The sequence below is a fragment of the Amphritea japonica ATCC BAA-1530 genome, from assembly GCF_016592435.1.
In the GTDB taxonomy this organism is placed as follows: domain Bacteria; phylum Pseudomonadota; class Gammaproteobacteria; order Pseudomonadales; family Balneatricaceae; genus Amphritea; species Amphritea japonica.
This window is the reverse complement of sequence record NZ_AP014545.1, coordinates 2,648,856-2,672,306: the sequence shown is the minus strand read 5'-3', so window position 1 is coordinate 2,672,306 and position 23,451 is coordinate 2,648,856. Positions and strand designations below refer to the sequence as shown.

The following is a 23,451-nucleotide window of genomic DNA, read 5'->3' as shown; positions in this document are numbered from 1 at the left end:
AAAAACCGCCTGCGGGCGATTTTTTTATTGTAGAGTTACAGGTAGAGCGTTCAGGCGTACTCTAAATAAAAGCCTCAGAACAAGTCGGATTCATCAATGCACGCAGAACAGATTGAAGTTGCCGGGTTTCTTAAACAGTATCCACCGTTTGACAGCCTGCCGGATGAGGTTGTCGATGATATAGCTTGTCAGGCGGAAATTTCATATTACCGCTCCGGTCATGATATCTACCAGTTCGGCGATGAAATACATGATCTCTGCGTTATTCGCAGTGGTGCGGTAGAGATCTATCGCCGTAACGGTGATCTTTATAACCGTCTCAGTGAAGGCGATCTGTTTGGCCAGCTGGGCTTGTTGATGAATAACAAAATCCGGCTGCCAGCGCGGGCGCTGGAAGATTCACTGATCTACTTCATTCCTGAAGCTTTGTTTACCGAACTCTGTGATCGTTTTGATGCTTTTGCTTACTTTGTCGAAATGGATGACAACCGTTTGCGTCAGGCGATCTCCAGTAAGCAGGAAAGCAATGACCTGATGGCATCAAAAGTGACCCGACTGATCTCCCGGGATCCGGTTTGTCTCGATGCATCTGCAACTATTCGCCATGCTGCCCAGTACATGACGGCTGAGGGCGTATCTTCCATACTGATTATGCAGGCTGCCGGTAGCAATAGAGAAGATGATGAGCCCGAGCAATCAGTTGTCGGTATTCTTACTGATCGGGATCTGCGAAGCCGGGTCGTCGCACCGGGCCTCGATCTGGATACACCGGTAACTGAAGTGATGACGGCTGAACCGGTCACTCTGGATGAAGATGCATACGCCTTTGAAGCGATGCTGACCATGCTACGTTTCAACCTGCATCATCTGCCGATTCTGGAAAATGGTTGCCCGGTGGGCGTGCTAGCGACTTCAGATATTGTTCGCTATGAATCTCAAAGCAGTCTTTACCTGGTCAGCAATATTATGCGCCAGACCAGTGTCGAAGAACTGGCACAGTTACAGCCTCAAATTAGCGCCTGTTTTGTTCGCATGGTTAATGAAGACGCTAATTCTCATATGATCGGCAGTGCGATGTCGGTAATCGGTCGTTGTTTTAAACAGCGCTTACTGGAACTGGCAGAAGAACAGCTTGGAGCGCCCCCTATACGGTATTGTTTTCTGGCGCTGGGATCGATGGCCCGGGATGAGCAGTTGCTGATGACTGATCAGGACAATGCACTAATTTTGGATAATAGTTTTGATGCAGAAAAACATGGAGCATATTTCGAAGCTCTGGCTAAGTTTGTCAGTGATGGCCTGAATACCTGCGGCTATGTTTACTGCAGTGGCAATATCATGGCGACCAATCCTGAGTGGCGTAAAACCCGTCAGGAATGGGAAGCTATTTTTGCCGACTGGGTCGAAAATCCAGATCCCGAAGCGCTGCTGAACTGTTCAATATTTTTTGATCTGGATGGTGTGTTCGGTAAGACGAAATGGGCTGATCAGCTCAATACTTTTATCGTACGTAAAGCCAAACGTTCGCCACGTTTTCTCGCTAGCCTGGCCCGTAACGCCCTGAGTCGAACGCCGCCACTGGGCTTCTTTAAAGGCTTTGTGATGGAAAAGGATGGTCAGCATCGGAATTCAATCAACCTCAAGCGCCGGGGCACTGCGCCTCTTTCTGATCTGATCAGGGTGCATGCTATGGCGGTAGGCTCCAGGGCCCAGAACTCATTCGAACGGCTCGATGATGTAGTTAAAGCCGGTATTCTGCCGGCCGGACGAGAGAACGACCTGCGTGATGCGATGGAGTTTATTGCGATGGTACGTATTCGCCATCAGGCGCTGGATGTGGAGACTGACCGGGACGTCGATAACAGCGTTGAACCGGAGAATCTGACTGATTTTGAACGCCGTAACCTGAAAGAGGCATTTCAGGTGCTGAGTAATAGTCAGCGCTTTCTGAAATTTCGCTATCCTTATACCCGTAAATAAGTGGCTCTTGTGACAGACTCTATCGCAGTAAACTGGCCTGAGCTATTTCAGGAACAAGCGCTCACCACTCAGGATGAGCGGTTACGGGCATTTTACGAACATGGCACCGTTGCCGGGAATACGCCCCTGTCTGATGTTCCCTTTGTTTCCTTAGATTTTGAAACTACCGGGCTTGATGCGGGCAGTGATGAGATTATCAGCATTGGTTTGGTACCATTTGACCTGAATAGAATTCGCCTGCGGGAAGCTCGCCACTGGTTACTGAAGCCGCGTAGCGCGATGAAAGATGAATCCATTGTTATTCATGGTATTACGCATACTGAGTTAAATGATGCTCCGGATCTGAACCGGGTACTGGGGCAAGTGCTGGAGGCTATCGCAGGCAGGATTGTGGTAGTGCATTATCGTTATATTGAGCGTGAGTTTCTTAATGCTGCGCTAAAAAAACGTATCAACGAGGGGATTAGTTTTCCTGTTGTGGACACGATGCAACTGGAAGCGATGTTATACCGTCAGGGCGTCGCAAATACGCTAAAGCGACTGATAGGGAAAAAGCAGGAATCGATTCGGCTGGGGGATAGCCGAAGTCGCTATAACCTGCCGCATTATGGTCAGCATCACGCATTGACTGATGCGATTTCAACCGCCGAACTGCTGCAAGCTCAAATACGCCATCGCTATAGTGAAATTACACCGTTGAGTCATATCTGGGTTTAAGGGATTAAAGATCCGTCGAATACATCACTTGAACAGATAAAGAAAAGCCACCGGCAGGGCGGTGGCTTTATCAGGGCGTGAGGCTTATGCCGCGACCGAACCGTGTGGATCGATTACGAATTTTTTCGCTGCACCACCATCGAAGTCAGCGTAACCTTCAGGTGCCTGATCCAGAGATATCATCTGCACGTTAACCGCCTTGGCGATATCTACCTTATCAAACAGAATCGCCTGCATCAGAGGACGGTGATATTTCATGACCGGACACTGTCCGGTATGGAATGAATGGGATTTAGCCCAGCCCAGTCCGAAGCGCATGCTTAGAGCGCCTTCTTGAGCGGCTTCATCGACGGCACCCGGGTCTGCGGTAACATACAAGCCAGGAATACCGATCTGGCCACCGGCACGGGTGATGTCCATTGCGGAGTTCAGCACCGTTGCAGGGGCTTCAACACCGTGGTTGCAACCGCAGGCGTGGGCTTCAAAGCCTACACAGTCAACAAATGCATCGACTTCGCGTTCGCCCAGAATTACTTCCAGTTTATCGGCCATCTCGCCTTCCTGGCGCAGATCAATAGTCTCACAACCAAAGCTGCGTGCTTGCTCTAGTCGATCTTCAATCATGTCACCAACAATGACACAGGCTGCGCCTAATAACTGTGCAGAGACCGCTGCGGCCAGGCCAACAGGGCCAGCGCCAGCGATGTACACCGTTGAGCCTGGTCCTACGCCGGCGGTAACACAACCGTGGAAACCGGTAGGGAAAATATCAGATAGCAGTGTCAGGTCTCGTATTTTATCCATCGCCTGGTCGGAGTCAGGGAACTTCAACAGGTTAAAGTCTGCATAAGGAACCATCACATATTCTGACTGACCGCCTACCCAACCACCCATATCGACATAGCCATAGGCAGCGCCAGGACGGGCAGGGTTTACGTTTAGGCAGATGCCGGTGTTGCCTTCTTTACAGTTGCGGCAACGGCCGCAGGCTATGTTGAAGGGTACAGAGACAATGTCGCCAGGCTTGAGAAACTCAACATCGTTACCGCACTCGATGATCTGGCCAGTAATTTCGTGTCCGAGTACTAAACCGGATTGCGCCGTAGTACGGCCGCGCACCATATGCTGATCAGAACCACAGATATTCGTGGTCAAAACTCGCAGAATAACACCGTGGTTACACTTACGTTTACCGATTGATAGTTCTGGAAAGGGGATCGCTTCAACAGCGACTTCACCCGGGCCTTTATAGACGACACCACGGTTGGCATGATTGCTACACATGGTAGTTCTCCTGATATTTTATTATTGGATCACCCGGTAATGGGTGTCATACCACAATAATTAAAAGTAGGGGGGCGAGACTGTCCGGCACCGCGCCATAATTGATCAGAAACGACACCAAAAGTGGGTCTGTTGGTTTATAAATGATTTTAATACGTGCGGTGGAAGCACGTTTTTATGGACAGCAAAAAATTGTTAAATAGCGGAGTCGCTTAGAGGTAAGCAAAATCGCAAACTGGTCGTTTTTGAGTATTCTTAGTTTGATATAAATCAAATAGTATTGATTTTGTCGTTCAGCGACTAAATAAAATTTAAATCGAAAGTGTGCTGAATAAAAACGACATAACCGGCGGATGAATATACAGTTCTATGTAGTTCTTCAGCCACCCTTAATTATCCTGAAAAATATAAAAAATAACGTGAGTGAAGTGAAGAGTTGCAAGTCTGTCTTGCACCTTTCAGGTTTGTTTATTACGCGTTAAAAGGGTGCTTATCATGACGTTATCTACTGCATTGGATCCGATTAAGGATTACCAAAAAGCTACTCGGGTAGGATTTCTACTGCTCGATAATTTTACTATGTTTGCTCTTTCCTCATCGATAGAACCGTTGAGAATGGCGAATCAGCTTTCAGGTCTGGAACTGTATAGCTGGCACATGGTATCCGAGACCGGTGCACCGGTAAGCGCCAGTGATGGATTAAGCTTCACACCAGATTTTTCATTCGCGGATATGCCCGAGTTCGATCTGTTGATTGTTTGTGGTGGTGTGGATATAACGCGCAGCTTTACTAAAAAACAAGTTAGCTGGCTTCAGTTGATGGGCCGTCGGGGTGTAACACTGGGGGGAATCTGTACCGGAGCCTATCTGTTGGCTCATGCGGGTTTACTGGATGGTTATGATTGCAGTACTCATTGGGAATGTATGGCTTCATTGCAGGAGCTCTACCCTAAAGTGAACTGCAACAACCGCTTGTTTTCGGTAGATCGAAACAGGATGACATCCTCCGGTGGTATCTCGCCTATGGATATGTTTCTGCATATGGTTTCGCTGCAACATGGGCCAAAACTGTCTATGGCCGTATCGGATATGTTTATCTGTGACCGGATACGCAGCGAGTTTGATCAACAGAAGGTGCCTTTGCGTCAGCTGCATAACTGCGGTGAAAGTAAACCTAAGTTGGTTGATGTGATTGAGTTGATGGAAAATAATCTCGAAGAGCCCATTGGCCTGGATGAACTGGCAAAGTTCGTAGATGTTTCACGCCGGCAACTGGAAAGAATGTTTCTGAAATACCTGAACTGTTCTCCTTCTCGTTACTATCTCAAGTTGCGCCTTGACCGGGCACGTCAGTTATTAAAGCAATCGAGCATGGCGATTGTAGAAATATCCACAGCCTGTGGTTTTGTATCAACGCCACACTTCAGTCGCTGCTACCGTAAACATATCGGTATATCGCCCAGAGATGAGCGTAAAGGAGTGTGGGCGACCAATACCCCGGTTGAGGTGGAAGAGCAGCCATTGGGTGATGGTTTCCTTGCCAATATTAAGCGCTCAGTATCGGTATTGAATTCCGCGCAGACGGAACCCAGTTTTGGATCGGTAGCGATCTGATTTCGTCATGATGTTTATGGCGATTAAATAAGCCGCGATTCTCAGGACGGCTATTTGCTTTGTTAGGTTGCTTGGCTTTGAACTGGGCTGCCTTTCACTTAACACTCGCAAATGGCCGGTTAGATCTGTTCATACCGTCCTTTGCTGAGTGCAGCGAAGGACTCTTCGAGGTGGAATGAAAAAGTTATTTGAGTATGCGTTGTTTCTGAGTGTCTTAAGTGGCTGTGTATGGTTGTTTCTTGTCGATACTCAACTTGTGTAATCGAGTCTTATGCCAGTTGGCGCTGGCTTTGTCTGCTTATCTGTTAGTCCAGACCAAGGATATGTTTTCCTCGCGATATCTCCTTCCACAGTATGCCTTTGAATTAGATTTCCCTACACTGTTTATAAGTTGCACGGTACCGGGCTAAAAGTCCCAGCCTTTTACATCACTGCTATATTTAAGCTGTTTAAACGTAGGGGATACAAAAACTGATGAAGCCTTTACTCTGTATGATGCTGATGTGTGTTCTTTCCGGGTATACCGTAGCAGATACACTAAAGCCTTTTACTACAGATGGCTGTAGCTCATTCCCGGATGGTACAGTGCATGAAAAAACACTGTGGAAAAGTTGTTGCACAGCACACGATGTATCCTATTGGAAAGGGGGAACCTATCAGCAGCGACTCGAGGCTGACAACGCGCTAAAAGCCTGTGTTGCCAAAGTAGGTAAGCCCGCTGTTGCTGAAGTCATGCTGGCTGGCGTGCGCGTTGGTGGCAGTCCCCTTTGGCCAACAGAATTCAGGTGGGGCTACGGCTGGTCGTATTTCAGGTGGTACGGGGAGTTGACTGTAGAGGAGCAGGGACAGGTTGAAACGCTAAAACCTTGAGTTGCCAGAACGTCGCTGCGCGACGTGCTAGACGAGGCTTTGCCGCTTGCTGGTGGCTAGGAAAGTCTTTCTTTATTGACAGGGTGAAAACGAGCTTTGTAAGAAGGGCTACGTTTTATGTAGGAGCTGCTTTAGCATGCCTTCTGGGTACCAGCGGCGAAAGAGTCACGATGATATACTATTTCAAGGCGTTATAGCTGAAGCTCTGAGTGATTGCTTCTTTTTGAGTTGTATCTGCCTGATGTATTAGGCATATTTACACCTCAGGTGTAGCGCAGGTTAATCCGCGCAATTGATCAAATGAGCTTGCTCATTTTCAGGGACGAGAATCAGCGGCGACTTCAAAGCTTTTCTCAAATCTAAATAGCGAACATTAATGGGAGATATCCTGGTAATCGTTCGTTTGTCAGTTTTCATCTGTTTTTATATAAAACAAATAACGGTGCGGATCACAGGGAAGTACTGATGAAAGAAATACTATTGATGGCTCTCTTTGCGGGAGGGGTTTATCTGGTCATGATGAATCAAAGTGAAGATATTGATACTACCAGCTACGGAAACTTACTTAATAAAGCGGATACCAGTGTAGTTTCAGTGGATGACGTTAAAAATAAAGCTAATTTATTGGCTCAGTTTTTGTGTAATGACGTTACGTTTCAGACAACAGGTTTATCAACTGTCAGCTCTTGCATGGACAAGTATAGTCATTCTAAAGGGCGCTGCGAAGACCAGGTGTTTGGTAATGCTCCAGCCGTGTTTTCTGAAAAAGTGCAGGTGACAGATACAGTCAAAGAGTTTATCAGCTGCGTAGGTATTGAGTAGCGTTTTTTCATTGGGTGAAGATAGTTACAGCCCTATGTAACAGGAGAGTTTTATAAATGGATTTTTTTGGAGTTTTGATTGTTTTTGTTGCATGGGTCTGGTCTGTTGCAAAAGGAATTCAGGTATCTACGTTGTGTTGTCTTCTTAACTTTTTATTTCCACCAATATCGCAAGGAATTTTTGCAATATATGAGGATGAGATGAGAGGACCGTTTATTGCTCTTGCGATAGGTTGTCTGATTGTGTACATCAGTTAACTCTTGAAATAGCTTTCATTTCCCCCATCTATACTGATAACTTAATTATTATTCTATAGGCACTCATTCATGTCTCAAACGGTTGTTGTTACTGGCGCAAGCCGGGGTATTGGTCTGTCTTTTTGTCGTTTGTATCAGTCGCGTGGGTATGAAGTTTATGCGGTGTGCAGAAGTGCCTCTGAGGAACTTACGTCGCTCGGTGTACATATTATCGACGGCGTTAATGTAACCCAGTCACAGGGGCTAGAGCGTATGCGTTCGGTGCTGGAAAATGTCAGCATTGATTTACTGATTAATAACGCCGGTATCCTGCGTAGTGAAGTACTGGGGGATATCGACCCTGATTCGATTCGTCAGCAATTTGAAACCAATGCACTGGCGCCTTTGCTGGTGACAGAGGCCTTAATGGATGGTCTGGCGGCGAATGCAAAAGTGGCGTTGATTACGAGCCGGATGGGGTCAGTAACTGATAACACCAGCGGTGGGCGTTATGGTTATCGCATGTCTAAATCTGCACTGAATATAGCCGGTGTCTCTTTGGCTCATGATCTCAAGCCTCAAGGTATTGCTGTCGCCATTCTACACCCAGGACTGGTCGGTACAGAGATGATCGGTGGTCATGGAGATATCACCCCAGATCAGGCTGCAGAACGGCTTACACAGCGTATAGATGAACTGACACTGGAAAGTAGTGGCACGTTCTGGCATTCGAATGGTGATATTTTACCCTGGTGAAGAGCCGTTACTCGTTGTTCGAACGTCACAAAAAAATGTGACTAGCTCGTAGCTCGTAGCTCGACAAAACCTTCTTTATTAGGTTAGGTGAAAATCAGCTCTGTAAGATGGTTTTGATAAGGTTTTAGCTTTATGTGGGAGTGACGCCTTCGTCGCGATTATTCATCGGCACGAGGATGTGCCTCTCTGCTATCTTAATTAATCTGAGTTAGGTCAGTTCTTAAAACTAATAGGAGCCTTCAGGCTCCTTATTTTTTTCTAGCTCCTGGCAAGCGGCGAAGCCGTGTCTAGCGAATCGAGCAACGATGTTCTAGTAACTCTCGCGAAGCGAGTCGTTCTGGCTATTCGAGCAAAGCGAATCAGTAAGCAGCAATTGAAAGCCAGCCTTATCCAAAATCTAAATTTTATAATCCGGATTGGTTTTTCTTGATACAAATCAACTATTTCATCTACTGCGGCCAGTCGTTTTTACTCCATCTATCGACGAGAGTGATTTGAAGGGTCGATACTCATAACTTTATATTTGCTGATGTCCGCCCCCGACCATTTCAGAAACGACACTTCATCTATCTGTTTGCGAAGCGGCTAGAGAAGACGCATAAGTGAAACAAATTACCATACATTAATTGTGTGAAAAATAAGTAATGCTTAATTGTTAAGTGCAAGATTTTTAACTGCTTATAATAAGTTTTGTGAAATTAAAATCTGTATTGTCGTTGTTTGACCGCTAATCTTAATTGCTGGTATCTATGTGCTCCCGGGAAGTTACAGCGGATTCTACTGCGTCATGCAGTGACTCTTTGACAAATAATAACAACGGCGAGTATTTACATGACTATAAAAAATAACCCAATCAGCAGTACTACTTTTAGCAGAAGAGGAATTCGTTCTTTGTTGACCGGTTTGGTGGCGACAGGTGTACTGATGGCAGGTTCTGCACAGGCTGCTACGTTGAAAATGGCAACCGATTCTGGTGCAAAAGGTTCGCCCGCTGGAGATACTCTGGAACGCTGGGCTGAGTTGATTGAGAGCAACTCAAAGGGTGATATTGACGTTAAGGTTTTTTACCAGAATGAACTGGGCAGCCAGAACGAAGTATTCGATCTGCATGTGGCGGGCGATGTTGACGTGATGCTCAACTGGCCAATGACCTCTTATGATAAGCGTATCGGCGTTATCTACACCCCTTATATGACGCTGACCTGGGATGAAGCGATTAAAGCGTATAGCCCGGGTGGCTGGGTTAATAACATGCTGGGTGGAATCTATTCCGATATCGGCCTGAAATTCTTTGGCCCCTGGCCTGAAGGTTTTAACGGTGTAGCAACTAAAGGTAAATACGCCACGAATATTGCAGAAGCAGATGGCCTTAAAGTCCGTACCATGACTGTATTCCCTGCACCGCAGACTATGCAGGCCCTGGGTTACCAGACAGCGGCAATCGACTGGGGTGAAGTGTATACCTCACTACAGACCGGTGTTGTAGATGGAGAAGCGGGTAATGTTATCTACTGGGATTACGAATACTTCCGGGACCTGCTTGATTATTACGTTCGCTCTAAGCACTTCTTTATGACAGGTGTTCTGAGTATGAATCAGGAATCTTTCGATGAGCTGAATGAAGAGCAGCAGAAAATTGTAGCTGATGCGGCGAACGAAGTGATGATGACCCAGTTTAAAGATGCTCAAAAGCAAGATCAGCATTACGTTGCAGAAGCTGAGAAAGCGGGGATGAAATACTTTGAGTTGTCCGATGAGCAGATAAAAGAATTTGCCCGGGCTGCCCGTGAGAAAGTATGGCCACTGATGGATCAGGAAATTGGCTCTGAAATTATGGATACTATCCGGGCGAACGCAACTAAGTTGTAACGCTTTTTAGCCCCAGACGGCGGTACAGAAATTGTACCGCCGTTTTTGCTTTCTGAGGTAATGCCATGATTGTGCGTTTCTTTATCGGGCTGGACCTGAAGGTCAGTTGGTTGCTCAATGCAATCGCTTTGATCAGTAGTCTTGCCCTGGTGGGCCTGATGCTGTTCCTGGTCGTGGCCCGTTATATCTTTGGTTGGTCCATTATTGGCTTGCTGGAACTGATTATGCTGTTCGGCATGTGGCTGTATATGGTGGGAAGCCTTATTGCCAGTCGTAAGCGTGAACATCTGGTGGTTGATTTTCTTCAGACCAGTATTCGTGATCGACAGATTCGACGGATGCATCAATGTTTCATTTCACTGGTGACACTGGTGATTACCGGCTTCTTCGTTTACCTCTCTTATCGGATGCTGGCCTGGGGGCTGCGCCGACCGCAACATACCCCGGGTTTATCTATTCCTCTGTGGATACCTCAGAGCGCGATCATGTTCGCCAGTGTGGGCTGCTCTCTGTATGCCCTGAGAGACTTTATTCAATGTGTAATTGGCTATCATCCAGAGCCGGTTATCATCGCTGAATCAAACCAGCAGGACATTCGCTGATGGAAGGTTTAATAGCAGTAGGAATATTATTATTCCTGATGATTGTAGGGGTGCCGGTCGCCTGGTCTTTTGCCGGTGTACTGGCGTATCTGACGTTCGCTTATGATGCTAACTTTAATACCCTGATGCTGCAGGGCTATCGATCTATAGATTCAGTCATCCTGATTGCGTTGCCACTGTTTGTGCTGACCGGCTACCTGATGCAGAGTGGGGGTATCGCACTCAGGCTGGTTAACTTTATCGAAGTTTTGGTAGGTAAACGCAAGGGTGGTATGGGCGCTTCGATGGTGCTGGCTTCCGGTATCTTCGGGGCGATTGCGGGTACCGCTACTGCGGCTGTTGCGTCGATTGGAACCATCATGGTGGGGCCCTTGGAGAAACGTGGCTATCCGCGAGGGTATTCTTCGGCACTCCTGGGGATCTCTTCCCTCTTGGGTATTCTGATTCCACCTTCGATAACCATGATTCTGTTTGCGGTAGTGACAAGACAATCGGTAGCGGCCTGTTTTGCGGCCTCTATTGGCCCCGCTCTATTACTGATTGCAGGCTTGATCGCAGCGAACCGTTTTAGTGTAGGACGCTTGTTTCAAGAGGTAGCTGCCGGGGCTCAGGATGGTTTGGAAAGTCTGCCATCAAAAGGCTCTGCCGCGTTTCGTGCTTTACCAGCATTATCACTTCCGGTAATTATTCTGGGAGGGATCTACGGCGGTGTTTGTACACCGACTGAAGCGGCTGCGATAGCGGCGTTTATGGCAATAGTGATAGGCTTTTTTGTCTATCGGGATCTGACAATTAAACGCTTAAGCAGCAGTGTGATTGCGGCTGCTGAAACGACTGGCACGGTGATTCTTATCCTGCTATTTAGCTTCATGATTGGTCGGATCCTGGCATCCGAGCGGATTCCCCAGGAACTGACAGAGGTTATTACTGACCTGGTCCAAGACCCGCTTAAGATTCTGATCGCGGTGAATATCTTTCTGATTATCGCCGGCATGATTATGGATGATGTATCTGTAACCGTAGTGGTTGCGCCACTGTTTATGCCGTTGATGGTCGCCAGCGGAGTCGATCCGATACATTTCGCATCTATCGTTGCCTGCTCGGTGGTGATCGGGGCTAACAGCCCACCGGTAGCGCCGATTCTCTATATGGCGTGTCGTATCGGGCAGGTGCCCATTCATAAAGCGGTATTGCCTGCACTCGGTTTAATGGCCTTTGTTGGATTGCCGGTAATGGCGGTTACCAGTTTAGTACCGGAGCTATCGCTCTTCTTCCCTCGGCTACTTGGGTTGATGTAAAGCATCAGGGCAAGCTATTCGCCTTTTGTGTGAATATTTACCAGAGGATAAAAAGGCTGATGCTTAACGCATCGGCCTTTTTTTATAGTTTATTCGCATGGTTTCTGAATAGCAGAATCTGTTCGACCAAACTGCCGTTGTATACCTAGCGCGACAATCAGCGACAAAATAACACTGACCACAATACAAGCCGCTGCGGGTAGATCGTAATGCCACGCGATGCTTAAACCAGCAATGAAACCTGTGCCGCCAACGACGTATGACCAGACTTTGGATCTGTTGTGCACAATAGAGGCCAGAGCCGGAGCTATCAGGCAAACAAACACCAGGTAGATTCCAGCTTTAACAACAGAAAGGGTAATTGTGACCGCAAAAATCAGATAGAAAAATCGCTCCAGTTTTCCAGGCCATACATGAGCAAGTAGCTGAACAAATACTGCAACCAGCGCGAGCAGAATAAGGTCTTGCCAGTTCAACCAGAGAATGTCTCCACTTAATGTGCTGGTTAATAGCTGTCCGCCCCTGGGTTGTCCGGCTACCAGCAATACCAATACAGAAGCAGCGGTTACATATAGTAAACCGATAAATGCCTCACGCCATTCTGGAAAGTTCTTATTGATCCAGGCGACCAATCCGACAGCTAATAAAGCAAACACTATTGCCATGCCCTGTAGGAGCCACTGATCACCGTTGTGCCTGAGCATCTGACTGGCTAATACTGTCCCTAATGCAGCCACTTGCGCAATTGCGAGATCTATAAAAACAATGCCTCGCTTGAGTACTTGATAGCCCAACGGAATATGGCTGGCCAATATTAATAAACCAGCAACTAATACGGGTAATCCAATCTCGAGTAGTTGCACTACTGAGCTTCCTGAAGTTGAGCAAGAAGGTGATCGAATAAACGCTGAAGATTGTTGATATCTCCTTTCAGATCAACTGTCGCAGGCAGATTCAGGTGTTTCACTCCTGTCTTATCAGACATCCATCTGGCTGCTCGATCGTTTTGGTACCAATTTGTGAGGATAGCAACCGGCTGTTCCTGGCGGGCATCGGCAATCAGGGATTGTGCATGCGCCATTGTGGGTGGCACACCAGGTTCTGGTTCCAAATCGGCAATAGCATCCATGCCTATCCAGTTAATCAGATAACTAAAGCTTGTATGTTGCACAACAACAGGCTGGCCTTTTAGCTGCGCTGCTTGCTGTTGCCACTGTTGCAGCGACTGCTGCCAGTTCTTTTGCCATTTTGCCAAAGCCTGCTGATATATCAGGCGAGAACCCGAATCAATGATTTGTAAACGCTGGCTTATCACCGGGGCCAGTTTTGATACCCGATCAGGATCTAAATGGAAATGTGGATTACCTGCAGGGTGCACATGTTCAGTGCTAAAGAATTTAGTTTTATGTTTCTCTATTGTTTTAATAAATTGAGACAGATAGAGCATGCCGTCTGCACCATTCACTACCTTCCGGTTAGCCGCGCGCTTTTGTAATGCGGGAAGCCAGCCTGACTCCAGGCCGGCCCCACTACAGATAACTAAATCTGCTTTAGCTATCTTTGAGATCAAGCTGGGGCGCGCTTCAATATAGTGAGGATCCTGATAGACATGAGTAGCACTAAAGACTTTAGCGCCAGGCGCTAATTCCATACTTAGCGCAGCCCACTCTGGCTCGCAGGTAAAAATGGTTATTGCTTGCGCGGTATTAACCAGCGCAAGCAAGCTAAAAGCCAATAACTTAGAAACCATGCGCAGCATGTGCACCAAATCCAATCTGATAATGAACTGTAATCGCGTTATCAGCCCCTTCCATATGATCAGCGTCCTGATGTTTGTATTCCAGACGCAGTCGTTGAGTATGAGTAGGCGCCCAACTCAACATTACACTTGTTTCAGTTAACCTGGTTTCTTCCCATTCATGCTCACCTGCGTGCTCATGTTCTTCTGCCAGATTTACACGGCCCTGGCGAATACCCGCCGACCAGTTTTCATCAAACTGATATACCCCTGACAGGTACCAGCCATCATAATGGTCAACTTCTGCCCCATATACGTCATCAACATAAGCATACTCAGCCGCTAGCTTAACTTGCTGTTGACGATTATTTCCCTGCGGTGCCCACTTCCATACCAGATCTGTTAAGTAGAGATTTTTCCCTTGATATTCAGCTCCATGACTGTGGCCTGCATGGTCGTGTTCTTCGTGGTCGTCTTCATCTTCATGGTGATCTGAAGACTGAGTGTTGTTACGCAGATAGCTTGCTCCCATCTGCCAGCTTGCATTGTTACCGAGATCATCTCCAAACTCAGTGGATAGTGTCCAGGTACCAATGCCTGACTCTGATTTTTCCTCACCAAGCTTATCACCCGTAAACGCGCCTGCACTCAAGCGCCAGTATCGATCAGTAGGGGCCAGCCAGCTAACACCAACACCATCATCAAAGTAATGCCCACCTAAAAAAGCTCTGTACAGTAAAGGCCTTTCGCTGAAGTTGTCAGAATGACTGTGAGTTGCATTAAGATAACCAATGTCTGCTAAAAAGCGTCCGGCAGTAACATTCATGCCACCCGGTAGAGCTGAAGACTGAAGGTAAGCTTCTTCCAATTGCAGATCACTATCTTGCTCATTCCACTCTCCGACCAGGGCCACGTGTGCTGTCGTAAGATCTGCAATACCCTGTGACAGGCTTAATTCACTGTGACTCGAACCAAAGCCTTCAGCACGACCGCCTAAAGCCGTGTTTTCAGATTTGTGATAGGCATCCAGAATTACCCCTACCTCAAGCGCATTAACAACATTTGCCTGTGAGCAAAGCACAGCCGTAGCCAATGCCAACGCTTTTCTTTTCATTCTTAAACCTCTAAATCTTATCGTTATGTTATATTATAACAATTGTAGATTGTTTTTAATTTTATTGGAATAGGTGAATGTTGTGGGTGCTACGGAGCTAGTCGAAAGTAATAGTTATTTAAAGCGTTACCAGGGTGAAGGCAATCATGTAACAGGGGATTCGGCTGAGGTGATGACGGCTATCTACGAAGAACAGATAAATCTGGTTATATTACAGCGGCCGTTATCTGATGATGTAGAGGACTATTGCCAAAAACTAGTAGATCATAATCCCAACTTTAATCTGCGCTCAGCTATCAATCATAAGAAGCCATCACAGTCGCTCAAGTCCTTGCTACCGGATTTGGCGGGACAATCTGCATTCATAGAAGACCTGACTTTGTTATTAGAAATGTATACCTGCTTGTTCGACCTTGAAGAAGTGGGTCTGAGGTTACAAGTGCTGGATCGTGCGATGTGTCCCCGCTTCCATATAGATAAATTGGGTTGTCGTCTGGTTAGTACGTATCAGGGCCAGGGAACCGAATGGCTCCGTAATTGTGATGTGGATCGCAGTAAACTGGGTACGGGAAATATGGGGTTAAGCGATGAGGAGTCGGGGCTATACCCACATGCTGCCAGCATTCAACAAGTGAACAATGGAGCTGTCGTACTGTTAAAAGGGGATGGTTGGTATGGCAATGAAGGACTGGGGGCGGTCCATCGATCACCAGCCGTTTCACTGAATGAAAAGCGTGTTGTTGTGACGATGGATTTTGCCTGAACAGAGGTTAACGCTGCTGAGCCCGCATCTAATGTGAGTTCTATAAAAGCCTTGTCGCTAGAATGTTGCTTACACTGGCCAACCCAATCACGATTCTCTCGTTTGTGGCCGTTTTCTCGGCATTGAGCGGTAGCATAGAATTAAACTCTGGCTCTGCAACAACGATGGTAATGGGGGGGGGGGTGTTGGATCTGCAGTCTGGTGGTTGATACTTTCTCTATTAGTATCGTTGATACGGCATAAAATTGATTCATTAGCTTTGCACCGAATCAGTCAGGCTGCTGGCGCCTTGTTACTTGCCTTTATTTAGTGTCCGAAGTGCAGGTTACAATTACCTATATTGGGTCGAATCTACAGACAAAAAAACCGCCAATGGGCGGTTCTTATCTTTGCTTTTTCGAGCAAGGAAACGAAGTTTCCGTCTAGCCACGAGCAGGAGCCGAAGGCGCCGTTCTAGCGACTATCGCAAAGCGAGCCTAAATCGAAGCGACCGCCTGCCTGGCAATCGGTAACAATTCACTCCCATCAGTTTCCAGATACTCCTTAATCTGAGCTTTCATAGACCGGGCCCAAAACTTAGTCAGGTGATTCGCCACCATCTCGGCTTCTGCGGTTTCGTCGCCGATGTGGGTGTTGTTTTCAGCGATCTGGTTGGCCATTTTAATCAGGCTGGTCAGTTGATGATTTCCCATCGTTATATTTCCTCTGAATCAGGCGTTTCGGCCTGATTATAAATAACATGTCTGCCTGGTCTGGCGAACCCGATTAAATTTAAACCTGCCTGTTTTGCCAGATCCAGTGCCAGCCCTGTAGGAGCGGATACCGCGACCAGTGTACTGATGCCGCAGCTGGAGGCTTTGTGCACCATCTCGTAGCTGGCGCGGCTGGAGATCAGCGCAAAGCCGTCATTCATACTGATACTCTGATGCTGTAGCGCACCCAGCAGTTTATCTAATGCGTTATGGCGGCCAACATCTTCTTTTAACAGCAGAATGTTGCCCTCTTTGTCACACCAGGCTGCACCGTGACAGGCCCCGGTAATATTCTGAAGAGGTTGCTTTTCAGTTAGCTGGCTGACTGATTTCTCAACCGCAGCAGGTGTTGCCGGGGGCAGGGCGGGTACCGGTTTAACCGGGCGGATCGCCTGTTGCAAAGACTCAGCACCGCAGAGCCCACAACCGGTTCGGCCGACAAGGTTACGACGGCGCTGTTTCAATTGCATGGACCGCTGCGTGGTGATCGATATCTGTATCTCAATGCCGGATGCCAGATGTTGCGGATCCGCCATTACCAGATCGATGGCATAGATCTCTTCCGGCTTTTTAATGATCCCTTCACTCAGACTAAAGCCCAGCGCGAACTCTTCCAGATCACAGGGGCTGGCCATCATAACCACGTGAGAGATGCCGTTGTAAATCATTGCCACCGGAACTTCTTCAGCGATACTGTCTAATGCATCCAGTAACTGATCTTTTTGCCAGCGGGTAACGGCGGACTGCTTATAGCAGCTTTCCACCGTCACACTGAGGTCAGATTCTGTCTCTGTCGGTTTCTTAAGTGCCATCTTACTTACCTGCAACTGAGGGCTCATTATTGCGAGCTTTATTCAGATAGCCTAGTTGCTTCTGGTTGAATTCGCGATAGCGTTGCTGCCAGTCAGATGGTTCGGTTACTTTCACCGCCTGTACCGCGGTGACTTTATACTCAGGACAGTTAGTCGCCCAGTCAGAGTTATCGGTGGTAACCACATTGGCACCGCTGTCCGGATGATGGAAGGTGGTGTAGACCACGCCCGGTTGCATCCGGTCAGAGATTTTGGCGCGCATCACGGTTTCACCGGCACGGCTGGCAATACCGACGTAATCACCCGTATTGATACCGCGATCTTCCGCATCCTGTGGATGCAACTCCAGCACGTCTTCATCATGCCACATCTGGTTGTCGGTACGGCGTGTTTGTGCCCCCACATTGTATTGCGACAGAATGCGACCCGTCGTCAGCAACAGGGGATACTTTCGGGTTGAGCGCTCTTCTGTAGCGACATACTCAGTGATGGCGAAGTGGCCCTTGCCGATAGGAAAGCTTTCTTCGTGCATGGTTGGCGTGCCATCCGGGGTTTCGTCATTACAGGGCCATTGAATGCTACCCAGCTCTTCTAACCGTTCGTAGCTGACGTTCGTAAAGGTTGGCGTCAGTTGTGCTATCTCATTCATGATTTCGGATGGATGGCTGTAATTCATCTCGTAGCCCAGCGCGTTAGAGAGGGCCTGAGTTACTTCCCAGTCCTGTAAGCCTGCCAGTGGTGGCATGACTTTACGTACCCGGTTGATACGGCGCTCTGCATTGGTGAAGGTGCCATCTTTTTCCAGGAATGAAGATCCAGGCAGGAATACATGGGCAAACTTAGCGGTTTCGTTAAGGAAGATATCCTGGACCACCAGACACTCTAACGAGCGCAATGCCGCCTGTACATGGTTGGTATTCGGGTCTGACTGGGCGATATCTTCGCCCTGACAGTACATCCCTTTATAGGTGCCATCCAATGCTGCATCGAACATATTTGGAATCCGCAGGCCCGGTTCGTTATCCAGTTTCACGCCCCAGACAGACTCAAAGCGTGCTCGCACTTCATCATCAGCAACGTGCTGATAGCCGGGTAGCTCGTGGGGGAACGAGCCCATATCGCAGGAGCCCTGAACGTTGTTCTGACCGCGTAACGGGTTAACGCCGACGCCTTCACGGCCAATGTTGCCGGTGGCCAGTGCCAGATTGGCGATTCCCATCACCATGCTGGACCCCTGGCTGTGTTCAGTAACTCCCAGGCCATAGTAGATCGCCGCATTCTTAGCAGAGGCATAGATGCGCGCCGCACCGCGTAGCTCGGCAGCGGGAATTCCGGTGATCAATTCGGTGTGCTCCGGCGAGTGGCGCTCTTCGCTGATAAAGCTGCGCCATGCGGTAAAGGCTTCTGTTTCACAACGTTCATCGATAAAGGCTTTATCTTCCAGCCCTTCGCTCATGATTACGTGTGCCATCGCATTGATAAAGGCGACGTTGCTGCCAGGACGCAGTGTCAGGTGGTGTTGTGTCTCTACATGGGGGCTCTTCACCAGATCGATCCGGCGTGGGTCGGCCACAATCAGCTTCGCACCCTGACGCAGACGCTTCTTCAGCAGCGATCCAAACACCGGGTGGGCATCGGTAGGGTTAGCACCGATCACCATCACAGCGTCGGCGTACATCACAGAATCAAAGGTCTGGGTACCGGCAGATTCGCCCAGAGTGGTTTTCAGTCCATAACCGGTAGGGGAATGACAAACTCGTGCGCAGGTATCGGTGTTGTTATTGCCGAAGGCTGCACGGATCAGTTTCTGTACCAGGTACGTTTCTTCGTTAGTGCAGCGAGAGGAAGTAATCCCGCCAATGCTTTCGCGTCCATACTGTTCCTGAATACCACGTAGTTTGGTGGCGGCAAAACTCAGGGCTTCATCCCAGCTAACTTCCTGCCAGGGCTGGTCGATGGAATCACGCACCATCGGCTTGGTAATACGGTCTTCATGGGTCGCATAGCCAAACGCGAAACGACCTTTGACGCAGGAGTGACCATGGTTTGCCTGGCCGCCTTTATAGGGCACCATGCGGATGACTTCAGCGCCTTTCATTTCAGCTTTAAACTGACAGCCAACGCCGCAGTATGCACAAGTCGTCACGACACTGTGTTCCGGCTGACCGGCATCAATAAGGGTCTTTTCCATCAGGGTTGAGGTCGGGCAGGCCTGTACACAGGCGCCACAGGAGACACACTCGGAGTCGAGGAAGTCCTGATTCTGTCCCGGTGACACTTTGGAATCAAATCCACGGCCATCAATGGTCAGGGCGAACGTTCCCTGAACTTCACTACAGGCGCGAACGCAGCGGGAGCAGACGATGCATTTGCTTGGATCAAAGCTGAAATAGGGGTTGGAGTGATCTTTCTCAGCATCCAGATGATTCTCGCCTGAGAAACCGTAACGCACGTCACGCAGACCGACTTCACCGGCGACATCCTGCAATTCGCAGTTACCGTTAGCGGGACAGGTAAGACAGTCCAGCGGATGGTCAGAGATATACAGCTCCATAATATTACGGCGCAGCTTACCCAGACGAGGGTTCTGAGTGGTGACTTTCATGCCTGCATCAACAGGCGTGGTGCAAGAGGCTGGGGTACCGCGACGGCCTTCAATCTCGACCGCACAGATACGGCAAGAGCCAAACGCTTCCAGGTTATCAGAGGCACAGAGTTTGGGGATATTAATATCCGCAATTGCTGCTGCACGCATGACCGAGGTACCCTCTGGAACGGTGATGGATACACCATCAACCTCCAGTGTAACCAGGTTTTCAGAAACACTGGCTGGAGTGCCGTAATCTTTATCGTAATCGACGTTCTTGGGATCAAAGATCTGAATCATGACCGGGCACTCCCTTTCGCTGCTGGCTTGGGTTGATTAAAGTCTTCCGGGAAGTACTTAACGGCACTCTGAACGGGGAAGGGGGTCATGCCGCCCATTGCGCAAAGGGAGCCATCGATCATGGTTTCGCACAGGTCTTCTAACAGTTCCATATTGGCAGCCCGGTTATCATCGTTACGAATTCGGTCGATCACTTCCACGCCGCGGGTTGAACCGATACGACAAGGGGTACATTTACCACAGGATTCAGCGACACAGAACTCCATGGAGAAACGTGCCTGCTCAGACATATCCACACTGTTATCGAAGACTACGATACCGCCGTGGCCCAGACCGGCACCGATCGCTTGAAACGATTCGTACTCCATCGGTGTGTCCCACTGACTTTCCGGCAGGTAAGCACAGAGAGGGCCGCCTACCTGAACCGCGCGCATGGGCTGGCCACTAAAGGTGCCGCCACCGTACTCTTCTAACAATTCACGCAGGGTGACACCAAAGGCCAGCTCGATCAGGCCGCCTCGTTTAATATTGCCTGCCAGCTGGAAAGGCAAGGTGCCGAGGGACCGGCCCATGCCGTAGTTAGCATAGGCCTGACCACCCTGGGACAGAATGTAGGGGATAGCCGCCAGAGAGAGAACGTTATTCACAATGGTGGGTTGACCGAACAGGCCAACCAGCGCAGGCAGTGGTGGTTTTGACCGCACCATGCCACGCTTACCTTCCAGGCTTTCCAGCAGAGAGGTCTCTTCGCCGCAGATGTAGGCTTTTGCGCCCAGACGCACTTCGAGATGAAAAGTCTTGCCGCTATTCAGCAGGTTGTCGCCCAGAAAACCGGCGGCTTCTGCTTTAGCAATCGCTTCGTTGAGAATCTGATGGGCAACCGGATACTCTGAACGCAGATAGATATAGCCCTGATCAGCACCGGCGGCGAGACCGGCGATGGTCATACCCTCGATCAGCATATAAGGGTCGGCTTCCATCACCATCCGGTCAGCAAAGGTTCCGGAATCGCCTTCATCGGCGTTACAGACGATATATTTCTGATCCTGATTGCCGTTACGTGCTTCAGTCGACTTCGCATCCAGTACGGTTTGCCATTTGATACCGGTAGGGAAGGCCGCGCCACCCCGACCACGCAGCCCGGAGGTTTTTACCTCATCAACAATACCCTGGCCATCCATCTGTAGCGCTTTTTTCAGGCCATTGAAACCATCAAGTTGCTGATAGTGTTCCAGTGATACCGGGTCAGTGATACCCGCACGGGCAAACGTCAGGCGCTGTTGTTTTTTCAGATAGGGGATCTCTTCAGTGAGTCCCTGGCACAATGGGTGGCTTGTCTCACCAGTGAGGAATGCCTGATCAAACAGACTATCAATATCTTTGCTTTCTACGGGTCCGTACGCGATACGTCCTGAGGCTGTTTCAACTTCAACAAGGGGCTCCAGCCAGAACAAACCACGGGAGCCGTTACGGATAATCTCAACGGTTTCGCCTCGGGTAGCCGCTTCTGCAGCGATCTCTGTTGCCAGAAGATCAGCGCCCATTGCCAGTGCCGTAGTATCCCGGGGGATATAAATTGTTGTCACTGAACTCTTTGTTACTGAATCAGTCATCAGAGAACCTCCAGTGTTTGTGAGCGTAGCTCATCGATCAGCTGATCGAATTTCTCGGGGGTTACCCGGCCGACGATCTCATCATTGATTCTGACTGAAGGTGAACAGGCGCAGTTCCCTAAACAGTAGACTTCTTCCAGCGTGACGTTTTTGTCACTGGTCGTGCCGTGATAGTCCACACCCAGCGTTGTTTTGGCGTGAGCTTCCAGTTGGCGCGCACCCATGGCCTGGCAGGCTTCAGCACGACAGACTTCAACGGTATGTTTACCCGGTGCCGTGGTACGAAACTGATGATAGAAACTGATAACGCCGTGTATGTCAGCGCGGGATTGATTCAGGGATTCTGCGATCAAAGGTACAGCGTCCGGAGGAATGTAACCCAGACGGTTTTGTACTTCATGAAGGATCGGCAGCAAAGCGCCTGGTTTATGCTTCAAGCCAGTGACGATTTCGGCCACTACCGGCAACAGCTGTTCGTTAACTGCGGTCATATTATTATTCTCTTTCACATATGAAGTAGATTGCATATGTTGCTTTGTTAGTGTCTGTAAAGCGGAATATATGTACTTTATCTATAGGTTTAAAGTAGCATTAGTTGATGTTTTACAAAATATGAAATCTTGTGCATATGAAACGAATTCAGGTTGTTCCAAGCTGGTCATTCCGCGACTCAGGCGGTAACCAGTTGAATCCTCAGTTATTTTCGCTACTGGGTGCAATACATGAGACCGGTAAGCTCACGGCGGCGACTGAAAAAATAGGCATATCCTATCGCCATGGCTGGAACCTTCTGAACACCTGGGCGGCCTTCTTTGGTCTGCCGTTAGTGAATATGCAGAAGGGTAAAGGGGCAACTCTGTCTGCGCTGGGGGAAAAGCTCCTCTGGGCAGAACAACGGGTGTTAGCTCGTCTTGAACCGCAGCTAGACAGTCTTGCGTCAGAGCTTAATCTGGAAATTCACCGTGCTCTGGAAGGGGTAAGCCCGCTACTGCGTCTGCATGCCAGTTATGGCTATGCAGTGGCTTTATTACCGGACTTCTCTGACGACATTCAATTGGATCTGCAGTACAAGAGCGCTGAAGACGCTCTGGCGTCCCTGAATAGAGGTGTTTGTGATGTTGCTGGTTTCCATGTGCCGGTCAACGGTCGGGAAGGAGGGATGAGCGATGCCCTTTACGAAACCTATAGCCGCCACTTGAAACCCCGGGTACATAAGATTATTAAGTTCATAACCCGCCGGCAGGGGCTGATGGTGAAGTCTGGAAACCCTCAGAAGATCGCCGGGCTTAAAGACTTAGTGCGTAAAGATGTAAAATTCATCAATCGTCAGAAAGACTCTGGAACCCGGGCACTGCTGGATGAGTTATTACGCCGGGAAGGAGTAAACAGTAAAAAGATCAGCGGTTTTGCCGATGAGGAGTTTACTCACTCCGCCGTTGCAGCCTTCGTTGCTGCCGGAATGGCTGATGTAGGTATGGGTGTGGAAGCGGCGGCCCGCCAGTTCGGGCTGGATTTTATACCGTTATCTTCAGAGCATTACTTGTTGGTGTGTCATAACAAAACACTGAAACAGGAGGCAATGCTGCGGTTGTTGGAAAGCATTCGCGGGGACGCGTTTCAGCAAGCAGTGCTGAAATTACCGGGGTATTCGCCGGATGATTGTGGCGAGGTTGTTACAGTCGATAAGGTTCTTAGTAGTTAGCTTTGCGAAGTAATTGCTACGC

20 protein-coding genes are annotated in these 23,451 nt (G+C 48.8%); 11 read left to right on the top strand and 9 right to left on the bottom strand.

All coding sequences use genetic code 11. The features are described 5' to 3' along the window. The first annotated feature begins 96 nt into the window (after positions 1-96). Both AMJAP_RS12405 and AMJAP_RS12400 read left to right on the top strand, forming a co-directional pair. Positions 97-1,980, top strand: a complete 1,884-nt coding sequence (locus tag AMJAP_RS12405; RefSeq protein ID WP_019620231.1) for a DUF294 nucleotidyltransferase-like domain-containing protein — start codon at positions 97-99, stop codon at positions 1,978-1,980. Positions 1,981-1,989: 9 nt separating this feature from the next. Further along, positions 1,990-2,697, top strand: coding sequence for a 3'-5' exonuclease (locus AMJAP_RS12400; RefSeq protein WP_236588723.1), 708 nt, complete (start codon positions 1,990-1,992; stop codon positions 2,695-2,697). Positions 2,698-2,781: 84 nt separating this feature from the next. Here the strand turns inward: AMJAP_RS12400 and fdhA are convergent, their stop codons facing one another. After that, the gene (gene fdhA / locus AMJAP_RS12395; protein ID WP_019620233.1) at positions 2,782-3,981 is read right to left on the bottom strand and encodes a formaldehyde dehydrogenase, glutathione-independent; all 1,200 of its coding nucleotides are present in this window, start codon (positions 3,979-3,981) and stop codon (positions 2,782-2,784) included. Positions 3,982-4,476: 495 nt separating this feature from the next. Here fdhA and gbdR point away from each other — a divergent pair, with 495 nt between their 5' ends. The 7 genes from gbdR (at position 4,477) to AMJAP_RS12360 (ending at position 12,048) form a co-directional block, all read left to right on the top strand. Then, positions 4,477-5,595, top strand: a complete 1,119-nt coding sequence (gbdR, locus tag AMJAP_RS12390) for a choline metabolism transcriptional regulator GbdR (protein WP_019620234.1) — start codon at positions 4,477-4,479, stop codon at positions 5,593-5,595. Between the two features lie 474 nt (positions 5,596-6,069). Then, a complete protein-coding gene (locus AMJAP_RS12385) occupies positions 6,070-6,465 on the top strand; it encodes a hypothetical protein (RefSeq protein ID WP_019620235.1) in 396 nt (131 codons plus the stop codon). Between the two features lie 465 nt (positions 6,466-6,930). After that, positions 6,931-7,287, top strand: coding sequence for a hypothetical protein (locus AMJAP_RS12380; RefSeq protein WP_019620236.1), 357 nt, complete (start codon positions 6,931-6,933; stop codon positions 7,285-7,287). Positions 7,288-7,613: 326 nt separating this feature from the next. Beyond that, entirely contained in the window at positions 7,614-8,279 is a 666-nt protein-coding gene (locus tag AMJAP_RS12375; protein ID WP_019620238.1) for an SDR family oxidoreductase, read from the top strand. A gap of 924 nt (positions 8,280-9,203) precedes the next feature. Further along, positions 9,204-10,148 (top strand): TRAP transporter substrate-binding protein DctP, encoded by a 945-nt coding sequence (gene dctP / locus AMJAP_RS12370; protein ID WP_201356381.1) that lies wholly within the window; start codon positions 9,204-9,206, stop codon positions 10,146-10,148. Positions 10,149-10,213: 65 nt separating this feature from the next. Beyond that, positions 10,214-10,750, top strand: a complete 537-nt coding sequence (locus tag AMJAP_RS12365) for a TRAP transporter small permease (protein ID WP_019620240.1) — start codon at positions 10,214-10,216, stop codon at positions 10,748-10,750. Further along, complete coding sequence (locus tag AMJAP_RS12360) at positions 10,750-12,048, top strand: TRAP transporter large permease (protein ID WP_019620241.1); 1,299 nt, start codon at positions 10,750-10,752, stop codon at positions 12,046-12,048. Before AMJAP_RS12365 ends, AMJAP_RS12360 begins: the two co-directional genes overlap by 1 nt. Before the next feature lie 89 nt (positions 12,049-12,137). Here the strand turns inward: AMJAP_RS12360 and AMJAP_RS12355 are convergent, their stop codons facing one another. The 3 genes from AMJAP_RS12355 to AMJAP_RS12345 are packed head-to-tail and all read right to left on the bottom strand — an operon-like array spanning position 12,138 to position 14,900. Beyond that, entirely contained in the window at positions 12,138-12,911 is a 774-nt protein-coding gene (locus AMJAP_RS12355) for a metal ABC transporter permease (RefSeq protein WP_019620242.1), read from the bottom strand. Continuing rightward, the gene (locus tag AMJAP_RS12350) at positions 12,911-13,807 is read right to left on the bottom strand and encodes a metal ABC transporter substrate-binding protein (protein ID WP_019620243.1); all 897 of its coding nucleotides are present in this window, start codon (positions 13,805-13,807) and stop codon (positions 12,911-12,913) included. The genes AMJAP_RS12355 and AMJAP_RS12350 overlap by 1 nt, the downstream gene beginning before the upstream one ends. Then, the gene (locus AMJAP_RS12345; protein ID WP_019620244.1) at positions 13,788-14,900 is read right to left on the bottom strand and encodes an outer membrane beta-barrel protein; all 1,113 of its coding nucleotides are present in this window, start codon (positions 14,898-14,900) and stop codon (positions 13,788-13,790) included. Before AMJAP_RS12345 ends, AMJAP_RS12350 begins: the two co-directional genes overlap by 20 nt. A gap of 82 nt (positions 14,901-14,982) precedes the next feature. Here AMJAP_RS12345 and AMJAP_RS12340 point away from each other — a divergent pair, with 82 nt between their 5' ends. Continuing rightward, complete coding sequence (locus tag AMJAP_RS12340; protein WP_019620245.1) at positions 14,983-15,663, top strand: DUF1826 domain-containing protein; 681 nt, start codon at positions 14,983-14,985, stop codon at positions 15,661-15,663. Positions 15,664-16,139: 476 nt separating this feature from the next. On the opposite strand, the gene AMJAP_RS12335 is transcribed toward AMJAP_RS12340, so the two are convergent. The 5 genes from AMJAP_RS12335 to AMJAP_RS12315 are packed head-to-tail and all read right to left on the bottom strand — an operon-like array spanning position 16,140 to position 22,218. Beyond that, a complete protein-coding gene (locus AMJAP_RS12335; RefSeq protein WP_019620246.1) occupies positions 16,140-16,355 on the bottom strand; it encodes a formate dehydrogenase subunit delta in 216 nt (71 codons plus the stop codon). 2 nt (positions 16,356-16,357) lie between these two features. Beyond that, positions 16,358-17,227 (bottom strand): formate dehydrogenase accessory sulfurtransferase FdhD, encoded by an 870-nt coding sequence (fdhD, locus tag AMJAP_RS12330; RefSeq protein ID WP_051088384.1) that lies wholly within the window; start codon positions 17,225-17,227, stop codon positions 16,358-16,360. 1 nt (position 17,228) lies between these two features. Continuing rightward, the gene (gene fdhF, locus AMJAP_RS12325; RefSeq protein ID WP_019620248.1) at positions 17,229-20,114 is read right to left on the bottom strand and encodes a formate dehydrogenase subunit alpha; all 2,886 of its coding nucleotides are present in this window, start codon (positions 20,112-20,114) and stop codon (positions 17,229-17,231) included. Further along, the gene (locus AMJAP_RS12320) at positions 20,111-21,727 is read right to left on the bottom strand and encodes a formate dehydrogenase beta subunit (RefSeq protein ID WP_019620249.1); all 1,617 of its coding nucleotides are present in this window, start codon (positions 21,725-21,727) and stop codon (positions 20,111-20,113) included. The genes fdhF and AMJAP_RS12320 overlap by 4 nt, the downstream gene beginning before the upstream one ends. Next, positions 21,727-22,218: a formate dehydrogenase subunit gamma gene (locus tag AMJAP_RS12315; RefSeq protein ID WP_019620250.1), complete on the bottom strand. Its 492-nt coding sequence runs from the start codon at positions 22,216-22,218 to the stop codon at positions 21,727-21,729. Before AMJAP_RS12315 ends, AMJAP_RS12320 begins: the two co-directional genes overlap by 1 nt. Positions 22,219-22,355: 137 nt before the next feature. On the opposite strand from AMJAP_RS12315, the gene AMJAP_RS12310 reads away from it, so the two are divergent. Beyond that, on the top strand, positions 22,356-23,429 hold the full coding sequence (locus tag AMJAP_RS12310; protein WP_019620251.1) for a substrate-binding domain-containing protein: 1,074 nt from the start codon (positions 22,356-22,358) through the stop codon (positions 23,427-23,429). Positions 23,430-23,451: the final 22 nt, after the last annotated feature.

Bases quoted from the DNA above. Each gene is read 5' to 3' on its own strand.
- AMJAP_RS12405 (WP_019620231.1), top strand. From the start codon at position 97: ATGCACGCAGAACAGATTGAAGTTGCCGGGTTTCTTAAACAGTATCCA.
- fdhA (WP_019620233.1), bottom strand. From the start codon at position 3,981: ATGTGTAGCAATCATGCCAACCGTGGTGTCGTCTATAAAGGCCCGGGT.
- gbdR (WP_019620234.1), top strand. From the start codon at position 4,477: ATGACGTTATCTACTGCATTGGATCCGATTAAGGATTACCAAAAAGCT.
- AMJAP_RS12385 (WP_019620235.1), top strand. From the start codon at position 6,070: ATGAAGCCTTTACTCTGTATGATGCTGATGTGTGTTCTTTCCGGGTAT.
- AMJAP_RS12380 (WP_019620236.1), top strand. From the start codon at position 6,931: ATGAAAGAAATACTATTGATGGCTCTCTTTGCGGGAGGGGTTTATCTG.
- AMJAP_RS12375 (WP_019620238.1), top strand. From the start codon at position 7,614: ATGTCTCAAACGGTTGTTGTTACTGGCGCAAGCCGGGGTATTGGTCTG.
- dctP (WP_201356381.1), top strand. From the start codon at position 9,204: ATGGCAGGTTCTGCACAGGCTGCTACGTTGAAAATGGCAACCGATTCT.
- AMJAP_RS12365 (WP_019620240.1), top strand. From the start codon at position 10,214: ATGATTGTGCGTTTCTTTATCGGGCTGGACCTGAAGGTCAGTTGGTTG.
- AMJAP_RS12360 (WP_019620241.1), top strand. From the start codon at position 10,750: ATGGAAGGTTTAATAGCAGTAGGAATATTATTATTCCTGATGATTGTA.
- AMJAP_RS12350 (WP_019620243.1), bottom strand. From the start codon at position 13,807: ATGCTGCGCATGGTTTCTAAGTTATTGGCTTTTAGCTTGCTTGCGCTG.
- AMJAP_RS12345 (WP_019620244.1), bottom strand. From the start codon at position 14,900: ATGAAAAGAAAAGCGTTGGCATTGGCTACGGCTGTGCTTTGCTCACAG.
- AMJAP_RS12335 (WP_019620246.1), bottom strand. From the start codon at position 16,355: ATGGGAAATCATCAACTGACCAGCCTGATTAAAATGGCCAACCAGATC.
- fdhD (WP_051088384.1), bottom strand. From the start codon at position 17,227: ATGGCACTTAAGAAACCGACAGAGACAGAATCTGACCTCAGTGTGACG.
- fdhF (WP_019620248.1), bottom strand. From the start codon at position 20,114: ATGATTCAGATCTTTGATCCCAAGAACGTCGATTACGATAAAGATTAC.
- AMJAP_RS12320 (WP_019620249.1), bottom strand. From the start codon at position 21,727: ATGACTGATTCAGTAACAAAGAGTTCAGTGACAACAATTTATATCCCC.
- AMJAP_RS12315 (WP_019620250.1), bottom strand. From the start codon at position 22,218: ATGACCGCAGTTAACGAACAGCTGTTGCCGGTAGTGGCCGAAATCGTC.
- AMJAP_RS12310 (WP_019620251.1), top strand. From the start codon at position 22,356: ATGAAACGAATTCAGGTTGTTCCAAGCTGGTCATTCCGCGACTCAGGC.